The 17,458-nt window shown below is 67.3% G+C and carries 16 protein-coding genes, 1 tRNA gene and 1 pseudogene; 2 read left to right on the top strand and 16 right to left on the bottom strand.

Annotation, left to right across the window (positions count from 1 at the left end; genetic code table 11):
• Positions 1–132: 132 nt before the first annotated feature.
• The gene (locus HNV26_RS13570; protein ID WP_171442145.1) at positions 133–408 is read right to left on the bottom strand and encodes a hypothetical protein; all 276 of its coding nucleotides are present in this window, start codon (positions 406–408) and stop codon (positions 133–135) included.
• A 910-nt stretch (positions 409–1,318) separates the two neighbouring features.
• On the opposite strand from HNV26_RS13570, the gene HNV26_RS13575 reads away from it, so the two are divergent.
• Positions 1,319–2,071: a DUF6308 family protein gene (locus HNV26_RS13575; protein ID WP_171442144.1), complete on the top strand. Its 753-nt coding sequence runs from the start codon at positions 1,319–1,321 to the stop codon at positions 2,069–2,071.
• A 218-nt stretch (positions 2,072–2,289) separates the two neighbouring features.
• On the opposite strand, the gene HNV26_RS13580 is transcribed toward HNV26_RS13575, so the two are convergent.
• The 4 genes and pseudogenes from HNV26_RS13580 to HNV26_RS13595 form a co-directional block, all read right to left on the bottom strand.
• A tRNA-Ser gene (locus HNV26_RS13580) sits at positions 2,290–2,365 on the bottom strand.
• A gap of 179 nt (positions 2,366–2,544) precedes the next feature.
• Positions 2,545–3,642: pseudogene (locus HNV26_RS39265) on the bottom strand (tyrosine-type recombinase/integrase); the annotation flags it as partial.
• 2 nt (positions 3,643–3,644) lie between these two features.
• Positions 3,645–3,848, bottom strand: a complete 204-nt coding sequence (locus HNV26_RS13590; protein ID WP_161606771.1) for a helix-turn-helix domain-containing protein — start codon at positions 3,846–3,848, stop codon at positions 3,645–3,647.
• A gap of 519 nt (positions 3,849–4,367) precedes the next feature.
• On the bottom strand, positions 4,368–5,246 hold the full coding sequence (locus HNV26_RS13595) for a hypothetical protein (RefSeq protein ID WP_171442143.1): 879 nt from the start codon (positions 5,244–5,246) through the stop codon (positions 4,368–4,370).
• A gap of 179 nt (positions 5,247–5,425) precedes the next feature.
• Here HNV26_RS13595 and HNV26_RS13600 point away from each other — a divergent pair, with 179 nt between their 5' ends.
• Positions 5,426–6,172, top strand: coding sequence for a hypothetical protein (locus HNV26_RS13600; RefSeq protein WP_171442142.1), 747 nt, complete (start codon positions 5,426–5,428; stop codon positions 6,170–6,172).
• A gap of 173 nt (positions 6,173–6,345) precedes the next feature.
• On the opposite strand, the gene HNV26_RS13605 is transcribed toward HNV26_RS13600, so the two are convergent.
• The 11 genes from HNV26_RS13605 to HNV26_RS13655 form a co-directional block, all read right to left on the bottom strand.
• The gene (locus HNV26_RS13605) at positions 6,346–8,772 is read right to left on the bottom strand and encodes a hypothetical protein (RefSeq protein ID WP_171442141.1); all 2,427 of its coding nucleotides are present in this window, start codon (positions 8,770–8,772) and stop codon (positions 6,346–6,348) included.
• Complete coding sequence (locus HNV26_RS13610; RefSeq protein ID WP_171442140.1) at positions 8,769–10,088, bottom strand: hypothetical protein; 1,320 nt, start codon at positions 10,086–10,088, stop codon at positions 8,769–8,771. Before HNV26_RS13610 ends, HNV26_RS13605 begins: the two co-directional genes overlap by 4 nt.
• 3 nt (positions 10,089–10,091) lie before the next feature.
• On the bottom strand, positions 10,092–12,878 hold the full coding sequence (locus HNV26_RS13615) for a phage tail protein (RefSeq protein WP_171442139.1): 2,787 nt from the start codon (positions 12,876–12,878) through the stop codon (positions 10,092–10,094).
• 225 nt (positions 12,879–13,103) lie between these two features.
• Positions 13,104–13,493, bottom strand: coding sequence for a phage tail protein (locus tag HNV26_RS13620; protein WP_171442138.1), 390 nt, complete (start codon positions 13,491–13,493; stop codon positions 13,104–13,106).
• A gap of 38 nt (positions 13,494–13,531) precedes the next feature.
• Positions 13,532–13,957, bottom strand: a complete 426-nt coding sequence (locus HNV26_RS13625) for a phage tail tube protein (protein ID WP_171445203.1) — start codon at positions 13,955–13,957, stop codon at positions 13,532–13,534.
• 12 nt (positions 13,958–13,969) lie between these two features.
• Entirely contained in the window at positions 13,970–14,425 is a 456-nt protein-coding gene (locus HNV26_RS13630; protein WP_171445204.1) for a hypothetical protein, read from the bottom strand.
• Positions 14,426–14,445: 20 nt separating this feature from the next.
• Complete coding sequence (locus tag HNV26_RS13635) at positions 14,446–14,808, bottom strand: hypothetical protein (RefSeq protein WP_216612228.1); 363 nt, start codon at positions 14,806–14,808, stop codon at positions 14,446–14,448.
• Positions 14,808–15,128, bottom strand: coding sequence for a hypothetical protein (locus HNV26_RS13640; RefSeq protein ID WP_171445206.1), 321 nt, complete (start codon positions 15,126–15,128; stop codon positions 14,808–14,810). The genes HNV26_RS13635 and HNV26_RS13640 overlap by 1 nt, the downstream gene beginning before the upstream one ends.
• Positions 15,128–15,775: a hypothetical protein gene (locus HNV26_RS13645; protein WP_171445207.1), complete on the bottom strand. Its 648-nt coding sequence runs from the start codon at positions 15,773–15,775 to the stop codon at positions 15,128–15,130. The genes HNV26_RS13640 and HNV26_RS13645 overlap by 1 nt, the downstream gene beginning before the upstream one ends.
• 12 nt (positions 15,776–15,787) lie before the next feature.
• Positions 15,788–16,222 (bottom strand): hypothetical protein, encoded by a 435-nt coding sequence (locus tag HNV26_RS13650; protein WP_171445208.1) that lies wholly within the window; start codon positions 16,220–16,222, stop codon positions 15,788–15,790.
• Between the two features lie 66 nt (positions 16,223–16,288).
• Positions 16,289–17,416 carry a phage major capsid protein gene (locus HNV26_RS13655; RefSeq protein WP_171452805.1) on the bottom strand — a complete coding sequence of 376 codons (1,128 nt, stop codon included), beginning with the start codon at positions 17,414–17,416 and terminating at the stop codon, positions 16,289–16,291.
• Positions 17,417–17,458: the final 42 nt, after the last annotated feature.

Below are 17,458 nucleotides of genomic sequence, written 5' to 3' on the forward strand. Positions count from 1 at the left end.
CGCAGGGTGACCCAGGGCGTTACTGCTACCGTTCGCATTGAGTCCCTGACGTGGACTCCACAGGCGCGCGAGCAACGGGTTCCCGTTGCCCGCGCGCCGTTCCGCCGTGTCAGGTCGTGCGGGGCGTTTTCGCTACCTCGCGAAGCAGCCGTAGACCTTCTCGTAGTAGGAGGTCTTCGTGCCGTTGAGGACCGTCTCCGGCGTGCTGCAGCCGCAGAGGAGCTCACCGACCTTGGTGACCTTCGCGGGCTCCGCGTAGTACGTGATGACGTAGTCCCGGCCGGTGATGTCACGACAGGGGATCGCCTGGGCCTCCGTTTCGAGCCCGGCGGCGGCCTCCTCTTCGATACCGCCACAGCCCGACATCAGCCCTGCTGCCAGCAGACCCACCATGATGCCCGTACGCATGAATTTCCCTTTTGTGAGAAGGTGGTGCTTTCCCAGGATAGCTAGAGAGCACGTCAATGGCACCTGGGGGCTGCGAACTGTCGGAATACGAACGGGCCCGCTCGGTCTACCGACGATGCGCCCGCGCGGGAAGAGCATCGCTCCATGGCGGATGCCCTTCATCGTGAGGTCCTCGGGCAATGTCTGGATGGTGTTCATGACATTGATGGGCAATAGGAGATTGAAGAGCACTGTCTCCGGCACGTAATTGCTGTCTGGTTTCAGCGCCAGGTAGCGGGCAATGTCTCGGGTCTGACGTAAGGCGACGATGCGGTCGCGGGCGACGGCCGAGCGCACTCAATCCAGGGAGCCAGGAGAGTTCAGCGTGCTCCTGCAATCTTCGTCAACCAGGTTTTCGAGGCCCCGTGGGAAGTGCTGAACCGAAGACCGTCATGCCAGATGACCGAAATGCCTAGGGCCGCCAGGAGGCGTTCGCGCTTGTTGCTGAGTTGGCGGTTCACAACGAGGCAGAGTTCGGCCTCTTTCGCTCCATGCTCATGGCGGTACTCGAATAGCTTTCATTGCCTTCTCTTTCAGGACAAGCGTCTCGTCTGGATCTGCGTGCTGTTCTCCCTTTGTGAAGTCGGCTGGCGTTCGCGCTGGGCCGAAGGGCCGGTTGCGAAACGTCATTGTGGGTATGGGAAGCAGCACGCCATTCATGCAGCGTCCGCATGGGCGCATTGCTGCAAATGGGAAGTCGTTGCTGTGTCCCCAATCGATGACGATTGCGAGGGACTTCCCAACGACTTTGCTATAGCCGCGCTCAGTGAATGTTCCATGGGATTTGGAGCGAGATGACCCCCGAGTGCTACCTCAACGAAGGTCCGTCCGAGAGAGTCCCTTACCTATGCGAGGACCAAGGAGCGAGCACATGGCGACAGAGCGCCTCTTTCTTCCGAACGTCGATGTCGGTCGCGTCGACAAGTCGGGCAAGTGGAAGTCCGCGCGATCTGACTGGTTCATCGCCGACCCCTGGGAGAAACTGATCGCGAAGTATGAGCGCGGCACGACGTTCGCGTACGACCACTACGTGTTCAACGGGAAGCACCCACAACGCAACCGCATCACCGACGCTGATATCGCCACCGTCAATGCGTTGATGAATGCAAATGCTGGCGCGACCCTTGATTTCCTAAACAGGCTTCGAGCAGCCCAGGACGACCTCGAACCTCTGCTCGCCCAGGTCCCGCTTGACGCGGACCTCCTCGGCCCCCATGGGGTCGCCACGGCGGCGAAGCTCTTGAGCACGCTCATCGAGAAGACGGTGCGCGGCACCCAGCTCGCGGTTGCGTCGAAGCTCCTCTCGATGAAGCGTCCCCATCTCGTCCCCATGCTCGACACCGTCGTGCAGGCATGCCTGGGAACGAGTGAGATCGATCTCGCACTTCAGCGCTTCGCCGACCTCGTCAGTTCCGGTGATAACCACCGGCTCCTTGAGGCCCTCTCAGGTCGCGTCGCACAGCGCTACGGCATTCCGGTCGGTCGAGTGCGTGTACTCGACCAGCTCATCTGGTTCGACTGGAACGTCGTCGAGGCGGACGAACCGGGCAAATGGGTGGTCCGCGGTTTTGCGGAGTGGGGTTACACGCCCGGACGCGACGACGGCATCCGGCGCGGCCCCTGAGGCCGCTTATCCCGAGAGAGCCGGCCGCCTTCCCTTCCTCACTGGGCTTCCTTGGAGCCCTGGCTGCTCGGGTGGTTCGAGGCGCGACCAGGGCAGCGCTTCAGGAGGGGCGAACCTGGTACCAAATGGGTACCAAATCCAGCGAACGTTCCTGATCGCCGCTGGACGCCAGCGGACAGAAAAACGCCCTGCTTCCGCGGACTTGGGAAGCAGGGCGATGACCCCGACAGGAATCGAACCTGTGGCCTGCGGTTTAGGAAACCGTAAACCATAGGCTCTCCTGCTTCCTCTGCCTTCCCCTGGCGTCCTAAGTCTTGGATTTCATTCACGGTGCGACCCTCCTGGATGGGGGTGGGTTTGCGCTGCTGTGCTCCAGTTTCCTCTGTGGTTACGCCACGTGGACGCCACGGGCTCAGGGCTGCCGCCGTGGCTTCGGCGCCGGCCTGGACGTGCTCGGAGATGGTGGCGGCGTAGTGCGTTCGCGTTGTCTCGATGTCGGCGTGCCCGAGGACGTCGGCCACCAGCCGGAGGTCCTTCGTCACCGTGTACGCGACGGTGCCCCACGTAGAGCGCAGGTGCTTGAATCGCAGGTCCTGGGCGACTGCCTTCCAGCGAAGTCCGCGCTTGCACTCCGGGCACTCCTTCTTCGCGGACTCGTGTTCCAGTTGCCCCTTCCATCCGCATGCCTTCCTGAAGCAATACGGGCGCCACCCCTTGATGAGGCCGGCCCGAACGCAGGCGCGTGCCATGACGTCATGGACGCGCCAGTTGGGGCCGTAGGGCTTGCTGGTGCCCGGTCGGGGGAACAGGTAGGGCCCCGGCGTCGCGAGCTGCTCGGTCAGGGCGGGTACCAGAATCTCGGGGATGGGCACGCGACGCTCGCGGCCGCCCTTCGTGGTGTCGCGGTGCCCGCCGCTCGTCAGGAGGATGTAGCGCTCGTTGAGGTGGACGTTGGCCTTGAGCATGACGCGCACCTCGCCCTTCCGAACCCCGGTGAGCAGCGCGGTTGCCGCCGGCGGGCGGTGGTGCGGCTGGAGCGTGTCGAATAGGCGGGGCAGGAAGTCGGTCGGATATGTCCGGACCTGCCGCTTTGGCACGTTCACGGGGCCCGCTTCCTTGAACGGGTTGGGCCCGGAGTACACGCGCGCCTTTTCGGTGAGGAACGTGATGAGTCCCTGCCCGGACATGCGGATGTGTTCCCGCATCTGCGGCGACAGGTGGGGGAGCCCAGCCAGCATCGTGAGCACATCGGCTGCCGTGATGCTGGACGGACGGCGCTTGCCGAACTCGGCCTCGACGTACCGCAACTTCTCCTGAAGGTTTCGCTTCGTGGCGAACTCAGGGGGGAGGGCGGCGATGCGGAGCTGAATGGCCTCGGAGATGGTTGGCTCCTCCGGCTTGGAAGGGATGACGCCGTTGCGCTTGAGCCATGCCTGCTGCTCGCGCTGTTGCGCCATTCGCTTCGCTTCGGTCTTGTTCGCCGCCGGCACGACTTCGCGCCCGGGGGAGCCGTCCGGGTTCTTCCAGCCAATGCGGTAGCTGCCGGAGGGGAGCTGTTGCACCCAGGCCATCGTCAGCCACCCCTTTGGCGCTCGTTGCGCCAAGCCGCGAGTCGCATCGGGTCGAAGCGCAGCGCCCCGCCGACCTTGTAGCTCGGCACCTCTGCGCCTGCGGCCATCCGGTACAGCGTCTTGGGGCTGACCCCCAGGAAGCGCGCTGCGCGGTCCACGTCCCACGCGTCCTCGAACTGCTGGACAGGTGAACTACCCATGTTCATGTGCATCCCCCACTCGGGTCTTGCTGGACGACTCACGAAGTTGATTGAGAGGTGCAGCCTTGCAGGCCGCTCCTCGCCCGAGGCCGATGCAGCACGTCGCATCGACCGCATGCGTGTAGAGCAAGGTGTGCGCCACGGGGCCGACGCTGGGCGGGACGCCAGCGCTGCAGCCCGGCGGCGTGCTGTGCCGTAGACGCGGTGTCTCGCGGCCCGGCCGCACGCACCGTGGAAGGGGATGGGATGTGCTGGCTCGAAGCGGTCTCCACGAGGCCCCCAGAAGGGTAGAGGCGCTCTATCTGCGGACCACTACGAACGCAGATAGAGCGCCGGAGGGCGCGTGTCCCAGCGCTACCTGGGTGCACAGGCCTTTTCTGGTGGTCCTTTCGCCATAGCGATGGGACCAAAGCTCTGTGGGGAACGGGGCGCTGGTAGTGGTCACTGCTTCAGCGAGCCGTTGTGTGCTTCAACTGCGAAATCCGTGAAAATGGGTAGCACTCTGGAGCTGGGAGTGCAAGTCCCCTACTGCGAAATCGACCGTGGGGCCTCGGCGGGCTTCGCGGCGGGGCGGAAGCACTTCCCCTTGTGCTCGTAGAGCTTGTCGCCGCAGGGGGCCTTCTTCTCCAGCGCAACCCAGCACCCTCCGTTGATGAAGACCTCGCCCTGGTCTGGGTCGCATGCGCGTGTCTTCTGGCCCTCGAAGGGGCGGGAAGGCAGCTCGAGCGCAAAGAGGAGTGTGTCACTTGTCATGGCCGCGAGGACGAAGCCCCCAGCGGGCCCTGCTGCTGTCTGGACGGAGCCAGGGGGCGGCTCAGGTGGAGGCGGCGGCACCATGTAGACGCCCACCAGGGCCGCCGCGACGAGCGCGAGGGCGACAGTAGTGGCCGAGCCGGCACTGCGCCACGTTCGGCGAGCTGCGCGGCGCACCCGGCGCAGCCAGCGGCGCGAGCGCAGCACGGGGCCGCGTCGCCGCGGCGGCGAGCGTAGGTGTGTCATCGTGTCCGCGAGGTTGGAGCGGGTGCATGCCGTCTGTACCATCGCCTTCGTCAGCGCCAAGGTGCCCTCCAGGTTGCGCGCTACGTCCGCGTCGGAGGCTCCGTCAGGGGCATGGACTCGCAGGCTGAAGCGCGGTGGCGCCAACGTCGAGGCGGGGTGGGCGCTGATGTGCAGCTCCAGCCCGACGTCCGGCTGGTACTGGTGCTGCCTCTCGGTCAGCTCCAAGTCCAGGGACGGCTCACCTGACGTCGCGTGCCGCACCTGGTACAGGCGCCCCAGCAGGGAGCCCCTGTACCTGCGGATGATGATGTCCAGCTGCTGGCGGAGCCTCCGGGCGTTGCTGCGCGTCACTGCGCGCGCCCTGTCCGACGTGCCACCGCGCCAGATATTCTCGGCCTCTCTCACGTTCCGTTCGCTCCCGCTCGGTCGCCCGGAGGGCATCCAAGCACCGGGCCAGGATGTTACGGTCTCGCCACGCGGTGTGCGCTACTTTGCGTGTCCACCACTTCGGCGGGTTCTCCCGGACCCCGTTGCCCGGCCAGGACTCCCGGTGCTAGGCCCGGGGCGGGACCAGGGGGTTCAACATGTCTGGGGTGTTCGGCGTATGTGTGGTGGCGCTACTGGCATCAGCTCCTGCCGATGTGGCGGATGTTGTATCGCCTGGAGCAGTGGCACCAAGCGGTCCGTCCGCCGTTGCCAGGGCTGATGCTGCACCGGATGCCACCGGCGGAGCAGCGTCAGTTCGTGCTGCAGATGGCACCCCGATGCTGCTTGAGTCCGGAGGGCCAAACCCTGCGTTCTTTCTGCCACCAAAGGGGTATCGCAGTCCCGAGGGTTTTCAGTCGGCGAAGTGGGGGATGACAGTCGCAGAGGTGCGAAAAGCGATTCCCAAGGCTCAATTAGTCGATGACAAGGGGCTGTTCGTTCGTGGTGAAACCGCCGGAATCAAAACGGACACGTTCTTTCTCTTCGTGGACGGCCGTCTTGCATCAGTCGGGGTTCAGTCGAGAGAGGTACATCTTAGCGCTTCTCAATATGTGGCAGACTATAAGCGCCTACGCGCGCTGCTCTTGAAGAAGTACGGGGCGCCCGTGACTGATGGAGAGAAGTGGCATGAGTCCTTGCTGAAGGACACGCCAGATGGGCTTCATGCGGCGCTTGTGCTCGGGCATGCCGAATTGGGGACCACTTGGAATACGGGTGAGACGGTCATTGGCTTGACTGCAAAAGGCAAGGACGGGCGCGTGGTCATTAACGTTCAGTACGGCAGTAATCGCCTTGCTGCGTTACTTCTTCAGCAAATGCAGGCGTCGGAAATGTCTGATTTATGAGCATGTGCGCTACGGCGCAGATGAGGACAACTGTCACGTGGTCCGCCAGTTCCTTGCCTTCATCGCTGCCCTACCGCTGCTTACTGCGTGCGGGCGTGAGGATACTGCCGAATCGGTAGACGAAGCCGTGAGCGCAGCCCAGAAGCTGGAGGTTGTCCAGGCTCTCGCGCCGCTCACTCCACGCCCCTGAATGACACGCCGTCGAGGCTGACGAACGACACGCTTCCTGCGGTTAGCGTCACAGTCCCGTCCGTTCCGATGACGAGCGCCCCCACCACTACCACTCCGCTGCCGCACACCACTGGATGGTCCACGACCGACAGCGGGCGGTATTGCTCGGGAAGGGTAAACGCAACGGTGTTGACAGTGGTGCCGGCCATCGCGCCCTGAAGTCGCACGCGGCCCGTGCTGTCACGGAAGAACGTTGGCGCCGCGCGGCCATTTGCCGCGTATGGGCCCCATCCATTTGCGAAGACTACGACCGACCTGGGGGTCTGTTGAGGTGTGGTGTAGGGATCGACGGAAGCATTGTCGATGTTCACCGCTACCGTGTCACTCGCCCTGCCTGCAAATAGCCGGGCGTACCGAGCGCGAGCCGGGGCAACCGCATGGTTCACCAGGGGGGTCCACGAACCAACAGAGGTGCCTTGGCCCAACGCGGCTCCCGTGGTGATTTCGGTGAACGTTGCGTCGTACCACCTCAATTCCAGTCGCGCTCCTCCAGTCCCTGGTGTCCCTGTCGTCTTCAGGTAGCGAAGCCGCGCCACATACGTCTGCCCAGGCATAACGGCGAAATATTGGGACACGAGCAGCTTTGAGCCCGCCGTCGTCGCCGGAAACGACACTGCATAGGTGGCTGTATCCGCTTCCGTCGTTCGGACTGCATCGACGCCAAACGTACCAGACGCCATCTGCCAGCCGTCCGGTGGCTCGCTCCCGCCTCGCGTCCACGCCTCGAAGGAGGGGTTCGGGGTCAGGCTGGAGAAGATGACGAGCGGAGCCAAGTCGTTCGGCGCCACGTACCGCGGCGACAGCGCCACCTGCGCGGACGTGGGCCCGACGTTGCCGTGGATGTCGCGTCCGCGCACCACGGCGTAGTGGGTGACGCCTGGGGGCAGGTCTGCCACCTCGAAGCGCGTGGCGGAGGCCGCGGCCTTGAGCGTCGCGGAGCTGGGTGTGAAACCGGCCGAGGTGCTGACGTGGAGCTCGTAGGTGTCCCAGGCCGGTCCGGAGGTGCTGGGCCTGAAGGACAGCGCGAAGCCGTTGACGGTGGGCGTAGGCTGCAAGTCGCTGGGCGCGTCGGGGCCCTTGAGCTTCGTGGTGACTTGAATGCTCTTCAACGCGGCGTTGTGGGCAGTTAGGGGCGCGGCGTCACGCGCGCGCCATTCCAGCACGGAGGTAGCGGGCCGGCCGCGCAGCTGCAGCTTCGTCTTGGCAATGCCGCCCGCGAAGGTGTGGTCGAGGTTGACGACAGCCAACTCCACGGGGGCGCCCAGGGTGACTCCGTCCGGGAGGACGCGCACCATGTCATTCACCTCCAACGGCCAGAAGTAGGGCACCTCGAATTCGAGCGTGAGCGACGAGTCGGACAGGTCGGCAATGGCCGCGTCGGCCAGCCTCTGGGCCTCGGCCTGCGTGTTGATGTTGGAGGCCGAGGCCTCCGCCACCTGCATGTACCGACGCCCGTACTCGGCGATGCTGGTGGGGTTGGTGGCCGTCACCGTCTTACGCTTCTCGTTGCCCAGGGCATCCCGGTCGTCCTTGTCGGTGTAGAGGACCTCCACGACGTTGCGGATGTCGCGCAGGGCCCGCTTGGCCTGCTTCAACTCGCCGTAGTGCGCCGGGCCGAACGTCCAGACGGGCTCGCCGGCCAGGCGCTCCGGACACTGGAGGGTGAAGGCCCAACCGTGGCCCTCGCGCCAGCGCAGGCGCACCTCCCAGCCGAGCTGCTCGGCCAGGGCGCGCACTGCGTCCCAGACGGGCTCGCGCTGCTGCGTGTACTTGCCGAGCTGCCACATTGGGTCCACGGGCACGTACAGCCCGGGGCCCGTGCCAGTGGGGATGTTGTCACCGATGATTTGGGCCATCACCGTCTGCACGGCGACGCCCACGGTGTCGTTGCCGTAGTCGCGCTCGACTTCAATGAACCAGTCCTGAAACACGCCGGCGAAGTCCCGGCCGTTGAAGGAGAGCTCCTCGGGGCCAGGGTCCACCTCGTCGATGCGGCCGAGGAATACCTGACGCCAGGCGTCCGGCTGGGCGCGTCCGCTGGACGTCGTCTGCACCTCAATCCGGAAGCGTCGGCCCTCCTTCAGGAGCGGCACCAGGAGGCCCGTGGGGCCGCGGTTGGCCACGCTCGAGTCCACCATGGGGGAGAGGGAAGTGACGCCGCCGGGCCCGCTGCGGCGCACGCTTACCGTGGCCACGCACACCGTCGCGTCCTGCGTCTCGGACCACTGCGCGCCCATCACCCAGTCGCGGCCGAGCAGGGTGCTCAAGTCCACCTCGGAGTTGTCGGGGCGCACCACCACCACGCGCAGGTGTGTGCCGTAGTTCCCAGCGAGCAGCGTGGCCCGCTCCTGGTTCGTCAATGTCCTCATGGTGGTGCCTCCTGAAGCGTGAAGGCGAAGTCCTCGCCCTGCACGCGCTGGGCGCCCTCCCACCACTCCATGGCGTCACCCTGGCCGGCATCGCCCAGGACGAGGGCGGGCCGGTGCAGGCCGGTGCCGCTGGCGCGGTGGTACGGCAGAGGGCCAAAAGGGGCGCCCGAGTCACGCCACGGCGCAAGCCACGCGTCGGGGACGCGGTAGGGCAGCGCCACCAGGTCGCCCACCAACAGGGAGTCGTTGGTGGGGTTGGCGAAGCCACCAGCCACGCCGGCACGGTGGCGCACGGTGAGCGCGCCGTTGTCGTCCACCTCGGCCAGGCCTGTGGTGCCGGGCAGCCGAAACGGGGCCGTGCTCGCGTACCACGACGCCACCCATGAGTCGGGCACCGTGTACGGCAGGACGACCAGGTCGTCGATGAGGAGCGGGACTCCGCTCACGTTGGGGATGCCGGGGCCCGTGCTCCCCCGGCGGTTGAGCAGATACACGGCGCCATCGGGCAACTGCGTGTAGTTGCCATTGGTCGCGATGAGGGCCCCAGCGGACGGCGCATGACTGCCCACCACACCGTCGCGACTCAGCGGCAATCCTGCCCGGTGGAGGTAGAGGTGCCAGGTGCTGTCTGTGGAGAGCCGCGCCCAATACGCCACCGTCCACTGGGGGCCGAGCTGCGTCGGCCATGTCGCGGAGGTCCACTCGCCGAACGTCGCGCAATTGCCGTACCGTCCGGGCTCGCTGACATTCGCGTCCACGTCGCTCGGCTCAAGGCCCCAGTTGGATGTGAAGCCGTCGTCGAAACTCCAGGTGTGCCCCAGGTGTGGCCCCGTCGCCGCCGCATCCACGCCAACTGTCCCATCCGAGCGCTGGACGTAGTGGTGCCACTGCGCGCCAGACCCGTCCCAGACGCGACCCCAGTACGCGACCGTCCAGTCCTCGCCCAGTTGCGTGGCCCAACTGACGGCGTCCCCAGCGCCCACCGCGAGCGCGTATCCCTCGTACCGCCCGAGGTTCGGCAGTACCAACGGTGAGCCGACAGTGGATGGCCACAGGCCACGGCTCGACAGCATGTTGCCGGCGAAGGACCAGGAGTCGCCCTGGCCGTCGATGAGCGCGCGCAGCGCAGCGGCATCAGCGAGGGACAGCGGCCCGGTGCCGCCCTCGTAGGCCATGAGCTTCCGGCGCACGCTGCTGCGCGGGAAGCCGTTGAAGGTGCGCACCTTCTCGCCCAGCAGCACCGGTGAGTAGCGCAAGCCGCTGGACTTCGAGACGGGCACGGGGATGCCGGAGAGGGCGAGGAAGGGGTGGGGCATGGCTCATGTGCTGCGGTAGGAGAAGCGCTGGGAGAGGCGCGAGAGGGCGCGCTGCACGCTCCGCGCGCCCTCCTCCAGCGCCTCGTCGATGTCGTAGCCGACGATGTTGTTGTTCACGATGATGACGGGCGTGTCTGCCATTGAGGCCCCCGTCTTTGAGTAGCGGTTGCGCGGGTCGTTGGGTTGCTTCCAGTCCGGCAGCTCCTCCCCTCCGCGGTTGCGCAGGATGCCGTCGCCGGCGGGCTGTGGTGGGCGTGCACCACCACCGGACGGTGTGGGCGGCGGCTGTCGCGTGGGCTCCTGGCTGGGGCCGTCCTGCGCGTCCTGGGACTGATACCGACGCAGCATGACCTTCCACGCGGTCGGCACGTTGGAGAGGGCGTCAGTGGCCTTCTGCAACGCCTCCGTGTTGCGCAGCACCTCCGCCGTCTCGCGCGCCTTCGCCTCCGCCGTCTCCCAGGTGAGGTCGTTCAACGCCTGGAGGGACTCGCCCATGGCGTTCGTGTCCACCTTGACGCGGTCCAGGCTGTTCGCGAACTTCTTCAACGAGTCGATTCCGAGCCACTCCACCGCCTTACTGATGCCCCTGATGACGGCCTGCACGGCACTGATGATGCCGTTCCAGACGTGGGCGAGTCCCTGGGCCACGGTGAGGATGACGACGGCGATGCCCTTGAGCACCTTGAAGAGTGCTTCGAGGACAGGCCCTGCGATGAGTTGGAGCGGCGTCATCACCATGAGGACGGCCTGCGCCACCGCGGTGAGGATGGGCGCGAGCGTCTCGAAGATGGCGCCCACCAGCACCAGCGGCGGTACCAGCGGGTCGAGGACGTGGCCCAGCGTCTCGAACACGGGCGTGAGCGCGCCCACCACGGCGTCGATTACGAGAAAGATTGCGCCCACCAGCGGTTGGAGGGGCACGAGCACGGCGCCGAGCGCATCCGCCACGTGCTGGATGACGGTGGAGACCATCTCCATCAGCACCTGGAAGCCCTCGGACTGGGCGAGCAGGTCCATGATGACGGCGCCGATGCCAGCGAGGGGATTCATCCCGCCTGCGAGGAAGCCCTCCGCGAAGCTGTTGACCAGGTCATTGACGCGCCCGAAGGCGGCGCGCACCTTGGAGACGATGGAGGCGCGGGCGTCCTCAATCGCCTGCACCAACTCCGCGGAGAGGCGGCGGGCCTTGTCGTCCACGGCCTTGAAGTAGGCACGTCCGCCGGTGCCGCCGTGTCTGGCCAGGTCCTTGATGGAGGCGGCCAGCTGCTCGTTGGCCTCGATGACGGGGGCCGCCACCTTGTCGAGCCCCATCGCGGCAATCATCCGCTCGTCGTCGTCGGCCATGCGGACCTTGGCCTTGCCGCCGAGGAGCGAGGAGAGCGAGAAGGAGGGCAGCAACGTAGAGAGGGTCTCAATCAGCTTGTTGAGGCCCAGCTTCTCGCCGAAGAGCTCGTTCGCGTTCTTGAACGAGTCCATGAGCCCGTCCGCCGCCGCCGCCCCGACGTCCTTGCCCATCTCCACGGCGCCGGTGAGCATCGACGTGACGGCCACCTTGGCGACATTCGCGGTCGCCTCAGCCGCTGCCTTTGTCTTCGCGACCTCGGCGCTGACACCCTTCACCAGGTCATCACCGGTGAGCGTCATCGCGTCGTCGAGCGCGTCGTTGAGGCGGCCCATGTGCAGGGTTTTGGGGAGCGCCTTCACCAGCGGGGACATCATCTTCGCGCCCTGGTTAATCATCCACGCGAGGGTGGAGAGGGAGGAGCGGACGATGAACTCGATGCCGGCGGTGACGGCCTTGACGCCGGTGGTAATGGTGTCCCACACCGTGGAGGCGAAGTTGCCGATGGAGGTGAGGATTTTCGAGACGGATTCCTTGATGCCGTCGCCGGCCACCTTCCAAAAGCCATAGATGGCACCGGCTGCGAGGGCGATGCCGGCGAGCGCGAGCGCCAGGGCGATGAGGGGCACCATGAGGCCGACCATGCTGCGCAGGAAGGGGCCGATGGCGCCGCTGGCCTCGGCCGCGTCCTTGCCCGCGCGCTTCGCTGCCTCTCCGGCCTCCTTCGAGGCCTTCGCCACCTCCTTCCCTGCCTTGGCCGCTTCCTTCCCGACGCCCTTGGTGGCCGCGGCGGCGTCCGTCGCGGCCGTCGCGGCCTCCTTCCCAGCCTTCGCAGCGGCTGCACCAGCGGCCACGGCTGCCGCCTTGTTGCCGTTGAGCGCAGTTCGCATTGACCCGCTCAGCTTGTTGACGCCAGCGGTGATGCCCGCGAGCCCCACCGACTTGTCCAGCTTGCCCAGCACGCCGATGAGGATGCCGCTGGACTTCGCCAGGCCTTCGACGACACCCGCCAGCTTGCCCACGGTGCCGATGGCGAGCCCTGCACCTGCCACCCATACGGCCATGTCCGCCGCCGCGCGCTTCTGCGTGGGGCTCAATCGCTGGTAGGTGGCCACCAGCTTGTCGACGAAGGCCGTCAACCTCTTCACCGTGGGGCCGAAGAGGTCCCCGATGTCCGCGGCGAGCGTGTAGAGCAGGTCCGTCAGGTGCTTCAGCTCCATCCGGAGCTCGTAGTTGGAGGAGGCCGCCGCCGCGACGGCCGCGCCGATGCCGGCGGCGACGACGGCGCCGAGGTTTCCAACCGGCTCGGCGGCCTCCTTCACCTGCTTTGCCATCTCCTCCGTCGCCTTGGCCAGTTGCCCCATGGACTTGAGGGCTTGGCCAATGCTGGCGGTGACGATGACGTAGAGGTCGCCGACTTTGAGTCCGCCTCCGGATGCGCTGGACACGGCCCTACTCCTTCGCGCGCTGGCGCACGCGGTACGTGAGAGTCTTTGCTTCACTGCTTCCGCGGGCGGGGGCTCCGGCACCGCGCGGACCTCCCCGCGCCGCCCCTCTCACCTCGTCGGCCTCGAGCGCCGCATGGGCCAGCAGGTGGACGACGTCACTCGCCGCCCACCTGCGCACCTCATCCGGGGATTGCCCCGTTAACTTCACCACCGCGAAGAGGGCATTCAGCTCGGGGTGGTCTCGGAGTTTCCCTTCGCCTCCTCCACGGAGGGTCCACCGAAGGCCTTGATGAAGTCGGCCTGGTACTCCTGGAGCCACGCCTCCAGCCGCACGGCTTCCAGGTCCTCGTCGCCGAAGACGCGGCGCACGCCGCCGGGAAAGTAGAGGCAGGTGATGGCGACGCGGGCGATGAATCCATACGCGGCGAGGCCGTCCACCGGCTGGCCCTTTTCATTCACCTCGCCGGCCTTCTGGGCCTTGTCGAGCATGGAGATTTTGTCGCCCTGGGTGGGCTCGCAGATGGCGTACTCGTCGTCTCCCAGGCGGATGCGCTTGTGCTCCTTGCGCGGCATGCCGATGGGCTTGCGGAACGTGGGGGCGGTGGTGGCAGTCATTGTGGGGGGCTCCTGTGGGGTGGGTGAGAGGGATTGCGTCAGATGGCGACGGGGGCGCCGGCGCCGTTGAGGGTGGCGGAGAGGGTGACGAGGTCGGCCACGCTCTTGCCTTCCTCGTAGGTGTCCACCGTCACCGGGTAGCGCCAGCCGCGGCTGCCCGGGGCACCGTCCGCGTCCTCAATGACGATGAGGTAGATGACGGAGTCCGCCATGAAGGCGGACTTGAGGAGCACGTGCGGCGGGCTCCCCTTGAAGAGGTGCCCGGAGATGGAACTGCTGAAGTCCTTCAGCGTCTTCTTGCGCCTCTTGAACCCATCGCTGCCGAAGTAGTTGGTGTCCACCGTGTCCGCCGAGAAGGCGACGGTGGCTTCGGACATGCCATCCAGCAGGTTGGTGGGACCGGGTTCGGTGGTGGTGTCTGCAACGAGGTGCAGGGCATCGACGTAGGCGGCGGAAGCCGTCATGGGGAACTCCTTTCAACGTGAGAAGTGCTGCTTGAGGCAGGCCGCCAGCACCTGAGCGACGCCCTTACGAGCGACACCCCGGGAGCGGCGGAAGGCTTTCTTGAGGAAATGGGGCGGCGGGTTGACGATTTGCGCGCCCCAGTGGAACCCCTCGTGAATGGGGCCTGCCTCGGGGTGCTCGTACCCGGCCGTCCATGAGGTGGAGAGGGGCCGCCCGAGGTTGTATTCAGGGCCCGAGATGAAGCCGGAGTCGGCGAGCGGCGGGGGCAACTGCTCGCCCGCGTCCCGCGCGGCCTCTTCCGCCATGGCGCGCTCCCAGGGAGGGGAGCGCGGCACGAGGAAGCTGGAGAAGTCGAGCGTCTGCCGCATGGCCGCGTGAATGGGCGCGTCCAGCTTGCGCAGCACCTGACGGGAGTTGCGGCGCAGGGCAGCTATCTTGTTGGCGTCGAGGCGAACGCGGACAGGCATGCCCCCTAGAAGGGGCGCCGCTACGCGCTGTAGCGCGCGGCGAGGTTGAAGACGAAGCGGGGGGAGCCCTCGCCGTCCGGGCCCATGTAGTGGGGGCCCGCGCCCTCGCAACGCACGTCCACGTAGCCGGGCACGCGCGCCAGGTGGAGCGCCGTCCAGCACCGCGCCGCCAACTCACGCGTGGCCGTGTAGCTGCCCTTCGGACCGCGCACGATGACTTGCGCGTCCGCCGACAGCACGCCGCGCCCGGTGCCCAGGTAGAGGCCAGTCTCGCCGCCCGTGTGGCGGAGGCACGCCATCCGCGGCGGCGCGCTGGTGGTGGAGAGGTCCAGCCCTGCCGCCTCCAGGTACGCGGCCAGCTCGAGCTCCACGTCCCGGGGCATCACAAGTACACCTCGTAATGGTCCACGACGCCGCCCAGGGAGACGCGCGGACTGCACCGGAGCGGCTCCCGCCCGGCGTTGTAGTCGTCGGGAGACGTGCCCGGCGGGTACACCCTGTCCTCGGCCTTCACCTCCACCATGGTCCACATGACTGCCTCGGAGACGCGCTCGCTCCCGTCCGCGGTGACGAGCCTCTTGGTGGCGCCCTCGTAGCGGCAGGGGTGTAGCTCTGGCTCCGCGTACTCGTGCTCGCCGCGGGCGTTGGTGACGAGCAGGCGTTCCAACCAGAACGTCTGCCGCAAGGCGTGGCCCATGAGCATCAGCGGAGCCTCCGGTACGGGGTGAGCATCTGCCGCGCGGTGGAGGGGAGGGCGGCGCGGCCTCCGCCCTCGCCGGCGAAGTAGCTCATGGACGTGCCGCCGATGTTCTCGCTGGCGACGTCGGCGGGCTTCCCATCGCGCGAAAGGGCCGCCGTCACGGCCTCCATGGCCGCGAGCTGGATGGCGGCAGGCAGGTCCACCACCAGCGAGGAGTCCAGCGCGGCCTGGCCCGGCGTCACCCAGCCCGCGTCATAGGTGACAACCACCTCGCCCGTGTCGCGCGCCTCCAGCGGCGTGGGGGAGACGCCCGTCGTCCAACTCCCGGTGAAGGGCCAGCGCGAAGAACGCGCCACCAGCCGCCCCATGAGCGCGGAATCGAGCGCGTAGGACGCGGCGGCCACCTCGACGCCGCGCACCTCCACGCGCACCACCTGGCGGACGGCACCGCCCTTCAGCCAGAGGTGCGGCCCGCCCGTGCCCGCCACAGACTCCACCACGCCGAGGCGGCGGTGCAGCGGATAGCCGACGTAGGACGCCACGGCCTCACTCGCCGCGGTGATGAAGAGGGCCAGCCGCGGCCCCTCCACCGCCGTCCGCGCGGTGAGGGGCAACTGCTCGGCCGTCAGCAAGTCCTGGGGCGCGGGCATGGTGGTGTCACCTCACAGCGGCAGGCGCTGGCCGCCGCCGAAGACGAGGGTGGCGCCGGCCATGACGGAGGGCGTGGTGCCCTCGGTGAAGGCGATGACCTCAACGACGCGGAGGAAGGAGTGGTCCACGTCCGCGTACTGGAGGTTGAAGTCCTTCTCGGCGCAGGTGCCGGCCGCGGTGACGGTGAGGACGACGTCCGCGTCGTCCAATCCCCTGAGCGGCACCCAGCCGTCCGTGCCGTTGGGGCTCGTCTGGACGGTGTAGCGGACGCTGGTGGCGGTGGGCGTGCCGGCGACTTCGCCGACGTTGGCCACCAGGACGCCCGACTGGTAGCGGCTGACGTCCAGGGCCGCGCCGTTTCGCGTGCCGGCGCCCTGGAGGTCCGGGGGCAGGGCCTGGTTCGCCGCGTGGATGAGGTGGCCAATATGCGTGTTGGAAGGGTGCATGTGTCGTGACTCCGTGAGGGTGGAGGGAATCGGGCCGGCCGCGTGCTGGCGCCGGCCCGGCGCGCGTCAGTAGGTGACGCCCGTCTTCTCGGCGAAGGCCTCGGCGTGGCGCAGCAGCCAGTCCACCTGGGTGATGCCGCGCATCGTCACCATGTCCGAGGAGAAGTCCGCGCCGTCCTCGCCGACCTCCACCTCCAGCGGCACGGCCTCGCCGAGGATGAGCTGTTGGGCCAGCCCGAAGCCAATCACCTTGTCCTCGTTGAGGGTGGTGCTGCGGAAGACGGGCATGCCGTTGAGGCGCGGGTTGCGCAGGTCACGCAGCTCTGGCCACACCCAGCCCGCCGCGTCGCGCTGCGCGCGCAGGTGGAAGTAGGTCTTGGGGGACATGTAATAGAAGCCCGAATTGCCCTCCAGGCCGCCCGGCACCTCGGCGCCGTCCACCGTCTCCACCAGGCCGTCCACGTCGGCAATCTTGTTCTCCAGGGTGGTGCCGGAGATGGCCGTGCGGTTGGCGCCCTTCATTTGGTTGCGCAGGCCGTTGGGCTTCTTCGGGCCCTTGCCCTTGATGCCCACCAGGTCCACCTCCAGGCTGATGGCGGCGGCCATGTCCTCGCCAGCGACGGCGGTGGCGTCCATGTTGCCCAGGCGCAGCAAGTCGTTGCTGATGGGCACGAGAGCCATCAACTTGTGGGCGCCAAGGCTGATGGCTCCGTCCGTGGGGTTGGACTTCTGGACGGGCTTGCCCTCGGCCGTCCAGTACACGGTGACGCCCTGACCCAGGGTGCCCATGTTCAGCTTGGCGCCGTAATCGCCGATGGTGCGGGCGCCAGCGGCCAGGAGGATGGAGCGCGGGCGCAGGACCTCCACCAGCTCCGAGCTCCACGTCTCGCGAGCCCAGAGGCCGCCCTGCTCGAAGACGCCGGCGAAGAGGCCCGCCGCCTTCACTCGCTCCATGAACTTCTTCAGCTCGCCCATGCCCTCGGCCTTGCCGTGCCGCTCGGCGCGGGCGAGGTAGGCGGACTTGAGGCGATAGCCGAGCGCCGCAGACAGGCGCTTCTCCTTCGGGATGTCGAGGAGCAGGTCCTTCGCGTTGCTGGTGACGGGCGCCTGGGGCGCGTTGGGCCGGCTGGCGAGGGCGGACTCAACGCCCTTCACGACGGCGACATTCACCGCGCGCTGGAGGTGGGGCGGCAGGGCCGGGGCGGCGGCGGTGCCGCCCCACCTCCAGCGCGCGGT

Origin of the sequence: Myxococcus xanthus (assembly GCF_013116825.1) — a bacterium.
In the GTDB taxonomy this organism is placed as follows: domain Bacteria; phylum Myxococcota; class Myxococcia; order Myxococcales; family Myxococcaceae; genus Myxococcus; species Myxococcus xanthus_B.